Genomic DNA, 16840 nt, shown 5'->3' with positions numbered 1-16840 from the left:
GGTCCGTGGACCTGGGGCCTTCTGTGCTGGTGGGCGATACTGGGATCGAACCAGTGACCTCTTCCGTGTCAGGGAAGCGCGCTACCGCTGCGCCAATCGCCCCTACCGGTCTGCCGACCGGCCTGCCTCCACACTCGTGCTCCGTGGAGGAGACGAGGTGGAGACGGGATTTGAACCCGTGTAGACGGCTTTGCAGGCCGTTGCCTCGCCTCTCGGCCACTCCACCGCAGGCCGGGCGCCGGTCTCGCGACCAGCGCCCGGGGGTTCCCGAGCGGACGACGGGATTCGAACCCGCGACCCTCACCTTGGCAAGGTGATGCTCTACCAACTGAGCCACGTCCGCGTTGCGGATCAAGTCCGCGTTACGTGGAGAACTCTAACCGACCCGTTCTGGGGCTCCAAACCCGGGGGGTCCAGGGGGTGTCGGGACGGGGGTTCCTGCAGGTCAGCGCCGTGCGGGGGTCAGTGCGACGTGGGGTTGTCGGTGCCGCCGCGCAGGAGGGCGGTCAGCTCGTCGTCGACCCGCATCAGCTCGCTCTCCGTGCCGACCGGGACCAGAGCGTCGGTCTCGCGCAGGAACTGGCCGACCGCGGCCCCCGAGACCTCGAACAGCGCCTCGCCCGAGGGGGCGCGCAGTTGCAGGAACAGCACGTCCAGTCCGCCGCGTGCCGGCCACAGCCGGACGTCGCCCTCGCCGACCGGCCCGACCAGGCCCGCGCGCAGGAGGTCGCGGCTGAGCAGCCACTCGACGCCGCCGTCCTCGTCCGGGGCGGTGTCGGAGCCGGCGTCGTCGGCACCGGCGGCCTCGTACGCGGAGCCGTCGTCGTGGGCACGGTCGTCGTCGTCGCCGAACCGGACGCGCACGGCGAACGGGTCGGTGGAGTCGTAGACCAGCGCGGCCGGGACCGCCGTCCAGGACTGGGGGCCGATGAGGTGGAACGTCGTCCGTGCGGTGCAACCGGACATCGAGTGGCGAGCCATGCCTCCTTAACGACCCAGAACTGCCCTCGGTCACGCATGGTCCCGGCGTGTCGCGTCACACCAGTCACATGCGTCCCACGCGTGGCCAGCCGACACGGGCCCACCGCGGTCGCCGGGACCGTGGTGAGGGGGCGAACCGATCAGGGCCGACGCGCCGAACGCCACGTGTGACCATGGGCCTCGTGAGCCGACCAGTGCGCAGTCCCGAGGACGGCGCCGCCGACCTCGAGCTGGTCCGCCGGATGGCGGCTGGCGACCGCACGGCGGTCGATGACCTCTACCTGCGCTTCCGGCGCCCGGCGTTCGCCCTGGCCCGCCGGGTGCTGGCCGACGACACGCTGGCCGAGGACGTGCTCCAGGACGTCTTCCTCGGCATCTGGCGCAACCCGAGCGCCTTCGACGGCAGCCGGGGCAGCGTCGCCTCGTGGGTGCTGACGATGGTCCACCACAAGGCGGTGGACGCCGTCCGCCGCGAGGAGTCGCAGCGCCGCCGCACCGCGCGGGCCGAGGAGGACATGGCGCTCGCGGCACCGACCGAGAACCACGACGTCGAGGACGAGGCGTGGGAGCGGGTGGAGGCCGGCCGGGTGCGGACGGCGCTGCGTTCCCTGCCCGATCCGCAACGGGAGGCGCTGACCTTGGCCTACTACGGCGGGTACACCCAGCGCGAGGTGGCCGCCCTGACCGGCATCCCCCTGGGGACGGTGAAGACCCGGATGCTCGCCGGCATGCGCCGGCTCAAGGACACCCTCGGCACCGGCGTCACCCCGGCCGACGGAGCTCCCCGATGACCGCCCCCCTGGGCAACCGGGACGACGAGCACCGCAGCTGGGACGAGCTGGCCGTCGGCTGGGCGCTGCACGCGCTCGAGCCCGAGGACGAGGACCTCTTCGCCGCGCACCTCGCCGACTGCGACCGCTGTGCCGACACGGTCGCCGAGACCGCCGAGGTGATGGCCGCGATGTCCCGCGACCTGCCACCGGCCGAGCCGTCGGACGGGCTGCGGGACCGCCTGCGCGCGGCGGTCGAGGAGACCGAGCAGCTCCCGCAGACGCCCCCGGCCGGGCGTCGGCGCGAGCAGCCACCGGCGGCGCCGACCCGGCCCGCCGACCGGCCCGGCCCCTGGCCGACCGGTGCGGGCAGCACGTCCGCACGGGACCTCCAGCTGCCGCTGCCGACCCGGGTCGCCGATCCACGCCCGGCGTGGCGGCGGGTGCTCCCGACCGCGTTGGTCGCCGCCGCGGTGGCGGCGGTGCTGGCGCTGGGCGCCTGGAACGTCGCGCTGACCAGCGCACGCGACGAGGCCGTGGCCGCAGCGGCCGAGCAGGACCGGGTGCTCGACGCCCTCCTGGAGCCCGGGCAGGCCGTCATCGCCCCGCTGGCCGAGGAGGACGGCGAGGACGTCGCGACCGTCGTCGCCCGGGACGGAGCGCTGCAGGTGGTGGCCGACGGCCTGCCGGTCAACGACAGCGGTGACACCACCTACGTCGTCTGGGGGTTGCCGGATGGTCCCCCCGTGGCCATCGGGACGTTCGACGTGGTGACTTCTGAGATGGACCTGCGGACCGTAGGCTCGGTGGAGACCGGGCTGGACGAGTACCCCGCGTACGGCATCAGCATCGAGCCCGGTCGGCAGGCTCCGTCGGAACCGACGGACATCGTCGCGACCGGGCAGGTGACCAGCTGAACGGACAGGACACGATGGCGGTGCCGGGTGAGCACGTGTCGGGCCGGCCGGAGCCGGAGGCGCCCGAGACCGCTCAGGAGCGCCGCGCCCGGTACGACGCCGACGGCGTGCACAGCCTGCGCGAGCGGGTCGCCGAGGCGGGCTGGCGCCGCTGGATCGCCGCCCGCCGCAGCCTGGACACCCCCTACCGGGGCGGCGTCGGGCTGCTCGGTGGCCTGGTCGTGGCCTTCGGCATCGTCACCATCCCGCTGCCGGGGCCCGGCTGGCTGACCGTGATCGCAGGGTTGTTCCTGCTCGCCACCGAGTTCACCTGGGCCGAGCGGGTGCTGGAGTTCACCCGTCGGCACGTGGCCCGGTGGACGGCCTGGCTGAACCGCCAGCCGGTGGTCGTGCGCCTGGCCGTCGCCGCGCTGACCGCGGCGTTCGTCTGCGGCGTGCTGCTCGTGACCCTGCACCTGACCGGCGTGCCGGACTGGGTGCCGGGGTGGGTGCCGCTCTGGCGTTGAGCATCTGGCAAGATGTTCGACGCACCGGGCGATTGGCTCAGCGGTAGAGCGCTTCGTTCACACCGAAGAGGTCACTGGTTCGATCCCAGTATCGCCCACCGGCTGCAAGGGGCCAGGTGAACCCGGAGACGGGGGATCCTGGCCCCTTCGTCGTCCCAGGGGCACGACTCCGGGGCGCGGCGCACCATGGGTGGCGATGGCACTGGACCGGGCGGCCCGACTGCGGGTCGCCGTCGAGCGGGACGGGCCCACCTGCGTGTGGTGCGGCCGGGCCTTCGGCCCGCAGGTGGTGCCGACCACCGAGCACGTGGTGCCGCGGGTCAAGGGCGGGCCGTCCTGGCTGGAGAACGAGGTGGCCGCCTGCCGGCGCTGCAACTCCGAGCGCGGGCACACCGCGCCGGTCCCGTGGCTGGAGGAGTGCGAGCGGCGCGGCTGGACCCCCGACGAGCTCCGGCTGGACCGGGTGCTGACCGCCCTGGACGGCGCCATCGCCGAGCGCGGTGGGCAGCGACGGGCCCGGCCCTACCTGGAGGCCCAGCTGCGCCGGCTGCGGCGCCGGGGTGACCCGCCGACCGGGCAGGCCGCCCGGTCCCGGCCCGCGTAGCGTCGGCGCGGTGAGCGACACGGTGGGGCAGGTCGGCCAGATCTCGGTGTACCCGGTGAAGTCCCTGGCCGGGCGGGTGGTCCCGGCCGCGGAGGTCTCGGACGCCGGGCTGCGCGGCGACCGGGCGTGGTCGGTGGTGGAGGCCGGGAGCGGCGAGCGGGTCACCGTGAAGATCACCCCCCGGATGCGTGAGGTCGTGCCCACTGGCGACACCGAGGCGGACACGATCACGCTGACGGAGGTGCTGGGCCGGCCGGTCCGGCTGATCGCGTCCTCGGGTGGGCCGCAGGTCGACGCGGCCGCCGTCCACCTGGTGTCCCGCACCGCGATCGACCGGGCCGCGGCCGGCGACGTTCCCGAGGGCTGCTCGGCCGACGACCCGCGCGCCAACCTGCTGCTGCACCTGAGCGGCGGGCAGGACGAGCGGTCCTGGGTCGGCCGGCGGGTGCGGATCGGCACCGCGGAGCTCGACGTGGTCCGCACCCCGAAGCACTGCCTGGGCGTGTACGCCGAGGTCCGGACCCCCGGCCTGGTGGCCGAGGGTGACCCGGTGCTGCTGCTCGACTGAGCGCCCGTACCGGCGCCGGGGCCCGTGGTGGCTAACCTCACCGATCGTGACCCGGAGAGCTGCGCTGGCCCTGCTCCTGGCGCTGCTGGCCGGCTGTGGCAGCGACGAGCCGGCCCCGGCCGCCGCGCCCGCCACCCCGGCCGCCGAGCCGGCCACACCGTCGTCCTCGGCGCCCGCGGCCCCGCCGGCCCCCGACTCGTTCACCCTGGTCGCCACCGGGGACGTGCTGGTGCACCAGGGCCGCGCGCTCACCTCCGGGGCGCAGCAGCCCGACGGCAGCTGGGACTTCTCCGCCGTCTTCGCGGGGATCGCGCCGGTGCTGCAGGCCGCCGACCTGGCGATCTGTCACCTGGAGACACCGGTCGCGCCGGTGGGCGGCCCCTACTCCGGCTACCCCTCCTTCGCCGTCCAGCCCGAGATCGTCGACGCCCTGGCCGACGCCGGGTACGACCTGTGCTCCACCGCCTCCAACCACTCCCTGGACGACGGCTTCGACGGGCTGGTCCGCACCCTGGACGCGCTCGACGCCGCGGGGATCGCGCACACCGGCACCCACCGCAGCGCGGCGGAGAGCGAGCAGCCGGTGGTCGTCGACGTCGGGGGAGTGCGCGTCGGGCACGTGGCCACGACGTTCTCGCTCAACGGGGTGGCCCTCCCAGCCGAGGCGCCCTTCGCCGTCGACACCTTCGCCGTGCCCGACGTCAGCGGCGTGCTGGCCGACGCGGCCGCCGCCCGGGCCGCCGGCGCGGAGCTGGTGGTGGCCAGCGTGCACTGCTGCGCCGAGTACGACCACGAGCCGACGGCGGCCCAGGAGCAGGCGGTGCGCACGCTGCTCGCCTCCCCGGACGTCGACCTGGTGCTCGGCCACCACGCGCACGTCGTCCAGCCGTTCGAGCAGGTCGACGGGGAGTGGGTGGCCTACGGCCTGGGCAACCACCTGGCCGAGCACAGCACCCGCGGGTACGACACCGAGGACTCGGTGATCGCCCGGTTCACCTTCACCCGTGGCGAGGACGGCCGGTTCACCGTGTCGGAGGCCGAGGCGGTGCCGGTGCGGATCGAGGTCGGGGACGACGCCGTCCGGCTGGTGCCCGCCGACCCGGAGAGCGCCGCGCGGATCGGTGCGGTGCTGGACTCCCGTGGTGCGGTCGCCGACGGGCTGGCGATCGTCCCGGGGTGATCGGGGCGGGCACGGCGGCGCACTAGTCTCGGTTGTCACACGTGGTGTCAAGCGATGCCCGCCACCCCGACCGTCAGGAGCAGTCCGTGTCCACCCCGCCTTCGCCCACCGCCGTCGCCCCGATCCGGGTCCCGGCCGGGACGACGGCGCTGCAGGCGCTCAAGGACGCCGGGGTGCCGCTGAAGGGCCCCGACGGCGCGGTCGTCGTCCGCGAGCCCGTCTCCGGTGACCTCAAGGACCTCGCCTGGGTGCCGGACGCCGACGTCGAGGTCGAGCCGGTGGCCGCCGCCAGCGCCGACGGCCGCGCGGTCATCCGGCACTCGACCGCGCACGTGCTTGCCCAGGCGGTGCAGGACCTCTTCCCGGGCACCCGGCTGGGCATCGGCCCGCCGGTGGAGAACGGCTTCTACTACGACTTCGACCCCGAGCGGCCGTTCACCCCCGAGGACCTGCAGGCGCTGGAGAAGCGCATGCAGGCGATCGTGAAGCAGGGGCAGAACTTCAGCCGCCGGGAGATCGGCGACGACGAGGCCCGGTCCGAGCTGGCGCACGAGCCGTACAAGCTCGAGCTGATCGGCCTCAAGGGCGGTGCCGGTCAGGAAGGGGCCGTCGAGGCCGCCGAGGGCGCGGACGTCGAGGTGGGCGGCGCGCAGCTGACCATGTACGACAACCTCGACCCGCGCACCGGGGAGCGGGTCTGGACCGACCTGTGCCGCGGCCCGCACCTGCCGCGGACCAGCACGATCCCGGCCTTCGCGCTGACCCGCAGCGCTGCCGCCTACTGGCGGGGGAGTGAGAAGAACCCGCAGCTGCAGCGGGTCTACGGCACGGCCTGGGAGAGCAAGGACGCGCTCAAGGCGTACCAGGAGCAGCAGGCCGAGGCCGAGCGCCGCGACCACCGCCGGCTGGGTGCGGAGCTTGACCTGTTCAGCTTCCCCGACGAGGTCGGCTCCGGGCTCGCGGTCTTCCACCCCAAGGGCGGGATCATCCGGCGCGAGCTGGAGAAGTACAGCCAGCGGCGCCACGAGGAGGCCGGCTACTCCTTCGTCAACACCCCGCACATCACCAAGGGGCAGCTGTTCGAGACCTCCGGCCACCTGGACTGGTACGCCGAGGGCATGTACCCGGCGATGCAGCTGGACGAGGAGCGCGACAGCGAGGGCAACGTCCGGCGGCAGGGGCAGGACTACTACCTCAAGCCGATGAACTGCCCGATGCACAACCTGGTGTTCGACTCCCGCGGCCGCTCCTACCGGGAGCTGCCGCTGCGGTTGTTCGAGTTCGGCACCGTGTACCGCTACGAGAAGTCCGGCGTCGTGCACGGCCTCACCCGGGCCCGCGGGTTCACCCAGGACGACGCGCACATCTACTGCACCCCCGAGCAGATGGCCGGCGAGCTGCGCGGGCTGCTGGACTTCGTGCTGGGGCTGCTGGCCGACTACGGGCTGAGCGACTTCTACCTGGAGCTGTCCACCCGCAACCCGGAGAAGTCGGTGGGCACCGACGAGGGCTGGGAGCGCGCCACCGAGGCACTTCGGCAGGCCGCGGTGGACTCCGGCCTGGAGCTGTTCCCCGACCCGGGCGGCGCCGCGTTCTACGGCCCGAAGATCTCGGTGCAGGCCCGGGACGCGATCGGGCGCACCTGGCAGATGTCGACCATCCAGGTGGACTTCAACCTGCCCGAGCGCTTCGGCCTGGAGTACACCGCCGCCGACGGCTCCCGGCAGCGGCCGGTGATGCTGCACCGGGCGCTGTTCGGTTCGATCGAGCGCTTCTTCGGGGTGCTGACCGAGCACTACGCCGGCGCCTTCCCGGCCTGGCTCGCCCCGGTCCAGGTGGTCGGCATCCCGATCACCGACGAGCAGGTGCCGTACCTGACCGACGTCGCCCTGCAGCTGCGCCAGCGCGGCGTCCGGGTGGAGGTCGACGACTCCGACGACCGGATGCAGAAGAAGATCCGCACCGCCAGCAAGCAGAAGGTGCCCTTCGTGCTGATCGCCGGGGCCACCGACGCCGAGGCCGGCGCGGTGTCCTTCCGCTACCGCGACGGCTCGCAGCGCAACGGCGTCCCGGTGGCCGAGGCGGTGGCCCAGGTCGTCGCCTGGGTCGAGGAGCGGCGCAACACCGACCCGACCGCAGAGACCCCGATGGTGGTCGGATGAGCGAGGACAGGGACGGGGCGGCTGCGTACCGGGTGCCGGTGCGCAACGACGACGACGGCCCGACGTCGGGGTTCGAGCACCTGTGGACCCCCTACCGGATGGCCTACATCCGCGGGGAGAACAAGCCGAGCGGCGACCACGACTGCCCGTTCTGCCTGATCCCGGCGATGTCGGACGAGGACGGCCTGATCGTGGCCCGGGGTGCGACGGTGTTCGCCGTCCTGAACCTCTACCCGTACAACGCCGGCCACCTGATGGTCGTGCCGTACCGGCACGTCCCCGACTACACCGACCTGACCCTCGCCGAGGTCGCCGAGCTCGGTGCCTTCACCCAGACGGCGATGCGCGTGGTGCGGTCGGTGAGCGGCGCGCACGGGTTCAACATCGGGATGAACCAGGGCTCGGTGGCCGGCGCCGGGATCGCCGACCACCTGCACCAGCACGCCGTGCCGCGCTGGGGTGGGGACACCAACTTCATGCCGGTGGTCGGGTTGACCCGGGTGCTGCCGCAGGTGCTCGCCGAGACCCGGGCCCTGCTGGCCGGCGCCTGGCCGGCCGCAGGCCGGCCCGGGACGGGCCAGCCGGGCCCGGAGCAGCCGGACCCGGGTCGGTCGACCGGTCCCGAGCCGCACCCGACGGTGGCCTGAGTGCTCGGCGTCAACCTCCGGCCCGCCGTCGGCCGTTTCTGGGCGCCCGTGGTGCGCGGCCTGGTCCGGGCCGGGGTCACCGCCGATGCGGTCACCCTCACCGGCACGCTCGGCGCGGTGGCCTCGGCGGTCTTCCTGATCGGGAACGGCCTGCTCTTCTGGGGCGCGCTCGCCGTCACCGTCTTCGTGCTGCTGGACATGCTCGACGGCGCCCTGGCCCGGGCCCGCGGAGGCGGCTCGGTGTTCGGCGCGGTGCTGGACTCCACCGGTGACCGGGCCGCCGACGCCGCCATCTTCGGCGGGCTGGTCTGGTGGTTCTCCGGGGCGGGGGACAACCGGCTGCTGGTGCTGCTCGCCCTGCTGTGCCTGGTGCTCGGGGTGCTCACCTCCTACGTCAAGGCCCGCGCCGAGGGCGTCGGGCTGTCGGCCGACGTCGGCATCGTCGAGCGCACCGAGCGGCTCATCCTGGTGCTGGTCGGCACGGGGTTCACCGGCCTGGGCATCCCGTACGCGGTGCACGTCGCGCTCTGGGTGCTGCTGGCCGGCAGCGCCGTGACGGTGGCGCAGCGGTTCGCGGCGGTCCGCCGGGAGTCCCGCGGCCAGCAGCTGCCGACGTCGCCGCCCGGCGGGGCGTCCGGGCGTCCCGCGCCGTGAGCCGCCGCGCCGACCTGCTCGCCCGGCTCACCGACGCCGGGTACGCGGCCGGCTGGCGCGCCGTCCGGCTGCTGCCCGAACCGGTGGCCCGGGCCGGCGCCGCCGCAGGGGGAGCGCTCGCCGCCCGCCGGGGCGGCCGGGGCGTCCGGCAGCTGCGGGCGAACCTGGACGTCGTGACCGGCGGCGGCCTGGACGACGCCGCGCTGGACGACCTCACCCGGCGGGCGGTGCAGTCCTACGCCCGGTACTGGCAGGAGGCCTTCCGGCTGCCCACGATCTCTCCCGAGCGCATCCTCGCCGGCTCGCAGCTGCGCGGCCGGGAGCACGTGGAGCAGGCCCGTGCGCAGGGCCGCGGCATCGTCCTGGCCCTGCCGCACAGCGGGAACTGGGACGCCGCCGGGGTGTGGCTCATCGCCTGGCTGGGCGGCCCCTTCGTGACCGTCGCCGAGCGGCTGCGGCCGGAGTCGCTGTACCGCCGGTTCGTCGCCTTCCGGGAACGGCTGGGCATGCGGGTCGTGCCGCTGACCGGCGGGGAGCGACCCAGCGCCACCGTGCTGCGGGAGTGGCTGGCCGACGGCGGCACCGCGTGCCTGCTGATGGACCGCGACCTCTCCGGCAGCGGTGTGCCGGTCACCTTCTTCGGCCGCCGGACGACGATGCCCGGGGGCCCGGCGCTGGTCGCCGCTCAGACCGGGGCCACGCTGCTGCCCGCGGTCTGCCAGTTCGACGGCGCGGGCTGGCGGCTCGTCGTCCACCCAGCGGTGCCGCTCGACGGGCCCGGGCGGCTGCGGGACCGGGTGGCCCGGGCGACCCAGCAGGTGGCCGACGCCTTCGCCACGACCATCGCCGAGCGTCCCGAGGACTGGCACGTGCTCGGCCGGGTCTGGCCCGAGGTGGGCCCCGAGGGCCGCGCGCCCGCCCTCCCGGCCGGGCCCGCAGCCCCGGCGGAGGTGGGGTGATGCGGATCGGGCTGGTCTGCCCCTACTCGTGGGACGTCCCCGGCGGCGTGCAGTACCACGTGCGGGACCTCGCCGAGACGCTGCGCTCCCTCGGCCACTCCGTGGAGGTGCTCACCCCCGCCGAGCGCGAGGAGAGCCTGCCGGCCGAGCACGTCACCTGGGCCGGCCGGGCGGTGCCGGTCCCGTACAACGGCTCGATGGCCAGCATCTCCTTCGGCCCGGTCGCGGCGGCCCGGGCCCGGCGCTGGCTGCGGGAGGGGCACTTCGACGTCGTCCACGTGCACGAGCCGGCGTCGGTCTCGCTCTCCCTGCTCGTCTGCGTGGTCGCCGACGGCCCGATCGTGGCCACCTTCCACGCGGCGACCACCCGGTCCAAGGTGCTGGCCGCGCTGGGCCCGGTGGCCCGCCCCTGGCTGGAGCGGGTCAGCGGGCGGATCGCGGTCTCCGACTTCGCCCGCCGCGTCCAGGTGGAGCACCTGGGCGGGGACGCGGTGGTCATCCCGAACGGGGTGCACGTGTCGGCCTTCGCCGACGGGCCGACGCTGCCCGGCCACGCGCGGGCCTCCGCGGCACCGACGATCGGGTTCCTCGGCCGCTACGACGAACCGCGCAAGGGCCTGCCGGTGCTGCTGGAGGCGATGCGCACGGTGGTCGCCGAGCACCCGGCGGCCCGCCTGCTCGTCGCCGGCCGCGGCGATCCCGACGAGCTGGACGAGCTGGTCACCGACGAGCTGCGCCCGCGCGTCACCGTGCTCGGCGAGCTCGACGAGCCGGCCAAGGCCGCCTTCCTCCGCTCGGTCGACGTGTACTGCGCCCCGAACCTGCTGGGGGAGTCCTTCGGCGTGATCCTGCTGGAGGCGATGGCGGCCGGCGCCCCCGTGGTCGCCAGCGACCTGGACGCCTTCGCCCGGGTGCTGGAGGACGGCTCCGCCGGCGTCCTCGTCCGGCGCGGGGACGCGGCCGCGCTGGCCTCGGCGCTCGGTGGGCTGCTGGCCGACCCGGCTCGACGGGCCGAGCTGCAGGCGGCCGGCCGGCGGGCGGTGGCCGACTACGACTGGGCGGTGGTCGCCCAGCGGATCCTCGCCGTCTACGAGACGGTCGCCCCGCCGGGCGGCACCGGGGTCACCACCTCCGCCACCGACGACGCCGCGCTGCTGGGCGACGTGCCCGACGCCACCGGTGGGCTCGGGCCGTCCGGGCCGTTCCGGAGGCGGGCGCGCCGCTAGCCTCGGATCCCATGACGACCGCGACCTGGCTGCTGCTCGCCGCCGGGCTGCTGGTCGTCCTGGTGCTCACCTGGGCGCTCTGGACGCTCACCCGGCTGCGCCGGCTGGCCGGGCGGGTCCGCCGGGCGCGGGAGGTGCTCGACGTCGGCCTGCTGCGCCGGGCCGAGCTGGCCGCGGCGCTGGCCCGGGAACACGCCGAGGACCTCGGCCCCGAGCTCGCCGGCGCCCTGGCCGCCGCCGCAGCGGGTGCGCGCACGCCGTCGGCCGGCGACCGCGAGGCCGCCGAGAACCTGGTCGGCCGGCTGCTCCGCCGGGTGCCCGCCGGGGTGCTGACCCCGGAGTTGCAGGACGCCGGCATGCGGGTGGGCCTGGCCCGGCGGTTCTACAACGACGCCGTCCGGGACACCCGCACGTTGCGCCGGGGCCGGCTCGCCCGGGTGCTGCGGCTGCACGCCGCCCGGCCGCTGCCCCGGTACTTCGACATCGACGACGGCCTGGACGCGCTGCTCACCTCCCCCGGCTCCGGCGCCGCGCGGGGTGTCCGCTGACCCGCCGTACGCTGGGTCGTCCCCTCCCGCCGGTCCCCGGCCCGACGACCTGCGAGGCAGCAGCGTGTCCCTGAACCACACCGAGCCCACCGACCGGCCCACCGACGCGCCCACCGGCACCGGCACCGAGCGCGTCAAGCGCGGCATGGCCGAGCAGCTGAAGGGCGGCGTCATCATGGACGTCGTCACCCCCGAGCAGGCGAAGATCGCCGAGGACGCCGGCGCGGTCGCGGTGATGGCCCTGGAGCGGGTGCCCGCCGACATCCGCGTCGAGGGCGGCATCGCCCGGATGAGCGACCCGGACATGATCGAGGGCATCATCGGCGCGGTCTCCATCCCGGTGATGGCCAAGGCCCGGATCGGTCACTTCGTCGAGGCCCAGGTGCTGCAGGCCCTCGGTGTCGACTACGTCGACGAGTCCGAGGTGCTGACCCCGGCCGACGAGGCCCACCACATCGTCAAGAGCGCGTTCACCGTGCCCTTCGTCTGCGGCGCCACCGACCTGGGCGAGGCGCTGCGCCGGATCTCCGAGGGCGCGGCGATGATCCGGTCCAAGGGCGAGGCCGGCACCGGCAACGTGGTCGAGGCCACCCGGCACATGCGGTCCATCCGGGCCGGCATCAAGCGGCTGACGACGCTGGACGAGACCGAGCTGTTCGTCGCCGCGAAGGAGCTGCGGGCCCCGTACGACCTGGTGGCCGAGGTCGCCCGCACCGGCGAGCTGCCCGTCGTCCTGTTCACCGCCGGCGGCATCGCCACCCCGGCGGACGCGGCGATGATGATGCAGCTGGGCGCCCAGGGCGTGTTCGTCGGCTCGGGCATCTTCAAGTCCGGTGACCCGGCCCAGCGCGCCGCCGCGATCGTGCAGGCCACCACCTTCTTCGACGACCCGGCCGTGATCGCCAAGGTCTCCCGCGGTCTCGGTGAGCCGATGGTGGGCATCAACGTCTCCACGCTCCCGGAGAGCGAGCGCTACGCCACCCGCGGTTGGTGAGCGACGCGCAGGTAGGAACGTCCCCGGTGGTGGGGGTGCTCGCGCTGCAGGGTGACGTGCGCGAGCACCTGGCCGCGCTGCGGGCAGCCGGTGCCGAGGCCCGGCCGGTGCGGCGGCCCGCCGAGCTGGCCGAGGTCGACGGGCTGGTCGTACCCGGCGGGGAGTCCACCACGATGGCCAAGCTCGCCTCGCGCTTCGGCATGCTGCAGCCGCTCCGGGACGCCGTCCGGGCCGGGCTGCCCGCCTACGGGTCGTGCGCTGGGATGATCATGCTGGCCGACACGGTGCTCGACGCCCCGCCCGACCAGGTCACCATCGGCGGCCTGGACGTGACGGTGCGCCGCAACGCCTTCGGCCGGCAGGTCGACTCGTTCGAGACCGACGTGCGGCTGGCCGGCGTCCCCGGTGCGCCGGTGCACGCGGTGTTCATCCGGGCGCCGTGGGTCGAGCAGGCGGGCCCGGACGTCGAGGTGCTCGGCCGGGTGGAGGGCGGACCGGCCGACGGTAAGATCGTCGCCGTCCGTCAGGGCCGGCTGGTGGCCACCAGCTTCCACCCCGAGCTCACCGGCGACAGCCGGGTGCACGCGCTGTTCGTGGAGCTGGTGCGGGAGGCGACGGCGATGAGGGCACGAGACCATGCGAGCAGTGCCGGCGCCGGAGCGGACGCGGGCAGTGGAGGGAGAACGTCGTGAGCGGGCATTCCAAGTGGGCGACGACCAAGCACAAGAAGGCTGGCATCGATGCCAAGCGCGGCAAGCTCTTCGCCAAGCTGATCAAGAACATCGAGGTCGCAGCGCGCACCGGCGGCGCTGACCTGTCGGGCAACCCGACGCTCTACGACGCCGTCCAGAAGGCGAAGAAGAGCTCGGTGCCCAACGACAACATCGACCGTGCGGTCAAGCGCGGCGGCGGCCTGGAGGCCGGCGGGGTCGACTACCAGAGCATCACCTACGAGGGCTACGCCGCCGGCGGCGTCGCCGTGCTCATCGAGTGCCTCACCGACAACAAGAACCGGTCGGCGATGGAGGTGCGCACGGCGATGACCCGCAACGGCGGGAACATGGCCGACCCGGGGTCGGTCTCCTACCTGTTCTCCCGCAAGGGCGTCGTGGTGGTCCCCGCGACGGGCACCACCGAGGACGACGTGCTGATGGCCGTGCTGGACGCCGGCGCGGAGGAGGTCCGCGACCTGGGTGACACCCTCGAAGTGATCTGCGAGCCCACCGACCTGGTCGCCGTGCGCACCGCCCTGCAGGACGCCGGCATCGACTACGACTCGGCGGACATGGGCTTCCTGCCCAGCGTGCAGGTCGAGCTGGACGCCGACGGGGCCGGCAAGGTCTTCCGGCTCATCGACGCCCTCGAGGACCTGGACGACGTGCAGAACGTGTACGCGAACTACGACGTCTCCGACGAGGTCATGGAGACCATCGACGCTTGAGGCCCCCTCGCAGGGTCCCGGTGCGAGCTCGCGAGTGCTGGGGGGCGAGGGGGTCCTTCCACCGGCTGCCCCCCACGCTTCGCAGGCTCAGCGCGGGCCCCTGCAGCGGGGCCGGTCGGTGACGTCGCGGGGCGTGTCGGAGGGCGACGTCCCCGGGTTCGGCGGTTAGCGTGGTTCGAACACGTGTTCGTCGGCTGGTGGAGGTCCTCATGCGGGTGCTCGGCATCGACCCGGGGCTCACCCGGTGTGGGTGGGGCGTGGTCGAGGGGCGCCCCGGGGCGCGGCCGGAGGCGCTGGGGGTCGGCGTCGTGCGCACCTCGCCCGACCTGGACCTGGAACTGCGTCTGCTGGAGGTGCACACCGCGGTGACCGCACTCCTCCGTGCGCACCGGCCGACCGCCGTGGCGATCGAGCGGGTGTTCACCCAGAACAACAAGGGGACGGCGACGGGCACCGCGCAGGCCGCCGGGGTCGCTGCGCTGGCCGCGGCGCAGGCCGACGTGCCGGTCGCCTGGCACACGCCCAGCGAGGTCAAGGCCGCCATCTCCGGCAACGGCCGCGCGGACAAGGACCAGGTCACCCTGATGGTCACCCGGGTGCTCGGGCTCGCCACCGCCCCCAAGCCCGCGGACGCCGCCGACGCACTCGCGCTGGCCGTCTGCCACGTGTGGCGCGGCCCGGCGCAGCAGCGGCTGCGGGTCGCGGCCCTGGCCGGTGGCATCGGTGCGCCGGTCCGCCCGGCGACCCTGCCGCGCTGGACGGGGGTGTCGGCGCGATGATCGCCTCGGTGAACGGCCGGGTGGCTGCGGTCTCGCCCGACGGCGCGGTCGTCGAGGTCGGTGGCGTGGGCCTGTCCGTGCAGTGCACGCCCGGCACGATCGCCCGGCTGGCGGTGGGGGAGCAGGCCCGGCTGTCGACGAGCCTGGTGGTCCGCGAGGACTCCCTCACCCTCTACGGCTTCGCCGACGACGACGAGCGGCAGCTGTTCGAACTGCTGCAGACCGCCAACGGCGTGGGCCCGCGGCTCGCCCAGGCGGTGCTGGCCATCCACCCGCCGCGCGAGGTGCGCCGCGCGGTGTCGATGGGCGACCTCAAGGCGCTGATGCAGGTCCCCGGCATCGGGAAGAAGGGCGCCGAGCGGCTGGTGCTGGAGCTGCGCGATCGGCTCGGCACGACGGCCTCGGACACCTCGCTGGACGGCCCGCCGGCCCAGGGTCTCGGCGCGGTGACCCCGGTGGCCCCGTGGCGTGACCAGCTCGGCGCGGCGCTGGTCGGGCTGGGCTGGACCAGCCGGGAGGCCGACACCGCGGTCACCGCCCTGGAGCCGGTGGCCGAGGAGCAGCAGCTGGCCGGTGGCGTGCAGGTCGCGGTGCTGCTGCGGCAGGCGCTGCAGATCCTGGGCCGGTCGTGAGCTCCCCGTTCGACCGCGGGCTGTCGGCCGCCGACGCCGGGCCGGGGCGGTTCCCCGACGACGCCGTCGACCCCCGGGCCGGTGAGGAGGAGCGGGTCGTCGAGTCGGCGCTGCGCCCGAACTCGCTGGCCGACTTCATCGGCCAGCCCAAGGTCGCCCGCCAGCTGGACCTCGTGCTCGAGGGCGCCAAGCGCCGTGGCCGGCCACCGGACCACGTGCTGCTGTCCGGCCCGCCCGGGCTCGGCAAGACCAGCCTCGCGCTGATCATCGGCTCCGAGCTGGGCACCGCGGTGAAGATCACCAGCGGGCCCGCCATCGAGCGCTCGGGTGACCTGGCCGCGATGCTGTCCAACCTGGGCCCCGGTGACGTGCTGTTCATCGACGAGATCCACCGGATCGCCCGTCCGGCCGAGGAACTGCTGTACATGGCGATGGAGGACTTCCGGGTCGACGTCGTCGTCGGCAAGGGGCCCGGCGCCACGGCCATCCCGCTGGAGATCCACCCCTTCACCCTGGTCGGGGCCACCACCCGCGCCGGGCTGCTCACCGGGCCGCTGCGCGACCGGTTCGGCTTCGTCGGGCAGATGGAGTTCTACGAGGTCGCCGACCTGCAGCGGGTGCTGGCCCGCAGCGCCGACCTGCTCGGCGTCGAGCTGTCCCCGGAGGGGTCGCTGGAGATCGCCGGGCGCTCCCGAGGCACCCCGCGGATCGCCAACCGGCTGCTGCGCCGGGTGCGGGACTTCGCCGAGGTGCGGGCCGACGGTCGGGTCAGCCTGGAGGTGGCCCGGGCCGCCCTGTCGCTCTACGACGTCGACGACCTCGGCCTGGACCGGCTGGACCGGTCGGTGCTCGACGCGCTGGTGACCAAGTTCGGCGGCGGACCGGTGGGGGTGGCCACCCTCGCGGTGGCCGTGGGGGAGGAGCCGCACACCGTCGAGGAGGTCTGCGAGCCCTTCCTGGTGCGCGCCGGGCTGCTCGCGCGCACGCCCCGGGGCCGGGTCGCGACGGAGGCTGCCTTCCGGCACCTGGGCCACCCGCTGCCCCGCGGTGGCGTCTCGCTCGGTGGGGGCACAGCGGACCCGCCGTCGGACGCGCCGTCGTCACAGACCCTCTTCGACGCCTAGACTCCTCCGCGCTGGCGCGCAACCCGGCTGCGGCCGGGGCGCCCCCGCCCCGGAGCCACTCCCTGCGCAGGCGGGCGTGCGCCGGCACCGATGTACCCGAGCGGTCCGATCCCGGGCCGCACCCACCGCGCGACTCGCTGCGGTAGAG

19 protein-coding genes and 4 tRNA genes are annotated in these 16840 nt (G+C 74.6%); 19 read left to right on the top strand and 4 right to left on the bottom strand.

All coding sequences use genetic code 11. The annotated features are described in order from the left end of the window. Positions 1-27 precede the first annotated feature (27 nt). The 4 genes from FB380_RS20000 to FB380_RS19985 all read right to left on the bottom strand — a co-directional run bounded on the left by FB380_RS20000 (position 28) and on the right by FB380_RS19985 (position 981). A tRNA-Val gene (locus tag FB380_RS20000) sits at positions 28-102 on the bottom strand. Positions 103-155: 53 nt separating this feature from the next. Then, positions 156-226: transfer RNA gene (locus FB380_RS19995), tRNA-Cys, on the bottom strand. A gap of 44 nt (positions 227-270) precedes the next feature. After that, positions 271-343: transfer RNA gene (locus FB380_RS19990), tRNA-Gly, on the bottom strand. A gap of 119 nt (positions 344-462) precedes the next feature. Continuing rightward, the gene (locus FB380_RS19985) at positions 463-981 is read right to left on the bottom strand and encodes an SsgA family sporulation/cell division regulator (RefSeq protein ID WP_166757016.1); all 519 of its coding nucleotides are present in this window, start codon (positions 979-981) and stop codon (positions 463-465) included. A gap of 173 nt (positions 982-1154) precedes the next feature. Here FB380_RS19985 and FB380_RS19980 point away from each other — a divergent pair, with 173 nt between their 5' ends. From FB380_RS19980 to ruvB, 19 genes are all read left to right on the top strand, one after another. Next, a complete protein-coding gene (locus FB380_RS19980; protein WP_208383708.1) occupies positions 1155-1772 on the top strand; it encodes a sigma-70 family RNA polymerase sigma factor in 618 nt (205 codons plus the stop codon). Beyond that, the gene (locus FB380_RS19975; RefSeq protein ID WP_166757014.1) at positions 1769-2668 is read left to right on the top strand and encodes an anti-sigma factor domain-containing protein; all 900 of its coding nucleotides are present in this window, start codon (positions 1769-1771) and stop codon (positions 2666-2668) included. The genes FB380_RS19980 and FB380_RS19975 overlap by 4 nt, the downstream gene beginning before the upstream one ends. Before the next feature lie 14 nt (positions 2669-2682). Beyond that, complete coding sequence (locus FB380_RS19970; protein ID WP_166757013.1) at positions 2683-3174, top strand: TIGR02611 family protein; 492 nt, start codon at positions 2683-2685, stop codon at positions 3172-3174. A 26-nt stretch (positions 3175-3200) separates the two neighbouring features. Beyond that, positions 3201-3272, top strand: a tRNA-Val gene (locus FB380_RS19965). Between the two features lie 98 nt (positions 3273-3370). Then, complete coding sequence (locus tag FB380_RS19960) at positions 3371-3778, top strand: HNH endonuclease (RefSeq protein ID WP_166757012.1); 408 nt, start codon at positions 3371-3373, stop codon at positions 3776-3778. Between the two features lie 10 nt (positions 3779-3788). Then, positions 3789-4346: an MOSC N-terminal beta barrel domain-containing protein gene (locus FB380_RS19955; RefSeq protein ID WP_229682173.1), complete on the top strand. Its 558-nt coding sequence runs from the start codon at positions 3789-3791 to the stop codon at positions 4344-4346. Between the two features lie 46 nt (positions 4347-4392). Continuing rightward, positions 4393-5526 (top strand): CapA family protein, encoded by a 1134-nt coding sequence (locus FB380_RS19950; RefSeq protein WP_229682172.1) that lies wholly within the window; start codon positions 4393-4395, stop codon positions 5524-5526. Positions 5527-5612: 86 nt separating this feature from the next. Then, on the top strand, positions 5613-7688 hold the full coding sequence (gene thrS, locus FB380_RS19945; RefSeq protein ID WP_188959626.1) for a threonine--tRNA ligase: 2076 nt from the start codon (positions 5613-5615) through the stop codon (positions 7686-7688). Next, complete coding sequence (locus FB380_RS19940; RefSeq protein ID WP_229682171.1) at positions 7685-8335, top strand: HIT family protein; 651 nt, start codon at positions 7685-7687, stop codon at positions 8333-8335. Before thrS ends, FB380_RS19940 begins: the two co-directional genes overlap by 4 nt. Continuing rightward, the gene (pgsA, locus tag FB380_RS19935; protein ID WP_166757011.1) at positions 8336-8989 is read left to right on the top strand and encodes a phosphatidylinositol phosphate synthase; all 654 of its coding nucleotides are present in this window, start codon (positions 8336-8338) and stop codon (positions 8987-8989) included. It begins immediately after the preceding gene. Beyond that, on the top strand, positions 8986-9948 hold the full coding sequence (locus tag FB380_RS19930) for a phosphatidylinositol mannoside acyltransferase (RefSeq protein ID WP_188959625.1): 963 nt from the start codon (positions 8986-8988) through the stop codon (positions 9946-9948). The genes pgsA and FB380_RS19930 overlap by 4 nt, the downstream gene beginning before the upstream one ends. Further along, positions 9948-11174 carry a glycosyltransferase family 4 protein gene (locus FB380_RS19925; protein WP_166757010.1) on the top strand — a complete coding sequence of 409 codons (1227 nt, stop codon included), beginning with the start codon at positions 9948-9950 and terminating at the stop codon, positions 11172-11174. The genes FB380_RS19930 and FB380_RS19925 overlap by 1 nt, the downstream gene beginning before the upstream one ends. An 11-nt stretch (positions 11175-11185) precedes the next feature. Next, positions 11186-11722, top strand: coding sequence for a hypothetical protein (locus FB380_RS19920; protein WP_166757009.1), 537 nt, complete (start codon positions 11186-11188; stop codon positions 11720-11722). 64 nt (positions 11723-11786) lie between these two features. After that, positions 11787-12716 (top strand): pyridoxal 5'-phosphate synthase lyase subunit PdxS, encoded by a 930-nt coding sequence (gene pdxS, locus FB380_RS19915; RefSeq protein WP_425563424.1) that lies wholly within the window; start codon positions 11787-11789, stop codon positions 12714-12716. Further along, positions 12713-13408, top strand: coding sequence for a pyridoxal 5'-phosphate synthase glutaminase subunit PdxT (gene pdxT, locus FB380_RS19910; RefSeq protein WP_166757008.1), 696 nt, complete (start codon positions 12713-12715; stop codon positions 13406-13408). The genes pdxS and pdxT overlap by 4 nt, the downstream gene beginning before the upstream one ends. Further along, positions 13405-14157 (top strand): YebC/PmpR family DNA-binding transcriptional regulator, encoded by a 753-nt coding sequence (locus FB380_RS19905; RefSeq protein ID WP_166757007.1) that lies wholly within the window; start codon positions 13405-13407, stop codon positions 14155-14157. Before pdxT ends, FB380_RS19905 begins: the two co-directional genes overlap by 4 nt. 197 nt (positions 14158-14354) lie before the next feature. Then, positions 14355-14936, top strand: a complete 582-nt coding sequence (gene ruvC, locus FB380_RS19900; protein WP_229682170.1) for a crossover junction endodeoxyribonuclease RuvC — start codon at positions 14355-14357, stop codon at positions 14934-14936. Continuing rightward, complete coding sequence (gene ruvA / locus FB380_RS19895) at positions 14933-15568, top strand: Holliday junction branch migration protein RuvA (protein ID WP_166757006.1); 636 nt, start codon at positions 14933-14935, stop codon at positions 15566-15568. The genes ruvC and ruvA overlap by 4 nt, the downstream gene beginning before the upstream one ends. Beyond that, positions 15565-16692 carry a Holliday junction branch migration DNA helicase RuvB gene (gene ruvB / locus FB380_RS19890; RefSeq protein ID WP_268237752.1) on the top strand — a complete coding sequence of 376 codons (1128 nt, stop codon included), beginning with the start codon at positions 15565-15567 and terminating at the stop codon, positions 16690-16692. Before ruvA ends, ruvB begins: the two co-directional genes overlap by 4 nt. Positions 16693-16840 lie beyond the last annotated feature (148 nt).

It is taken from the genome of Modestobacter marinus (assembly GCF_011758655.1).
Classification (GTDB): Bacteria; Actinomycetota; Actinomycetes; order Mycobacteriales; family Geodermatophilaceae; genus Modestobacter; species Modestobacter marinus.
This window is presented reverse-complemented; position numbering and strand designations above follow the sequence as displayed.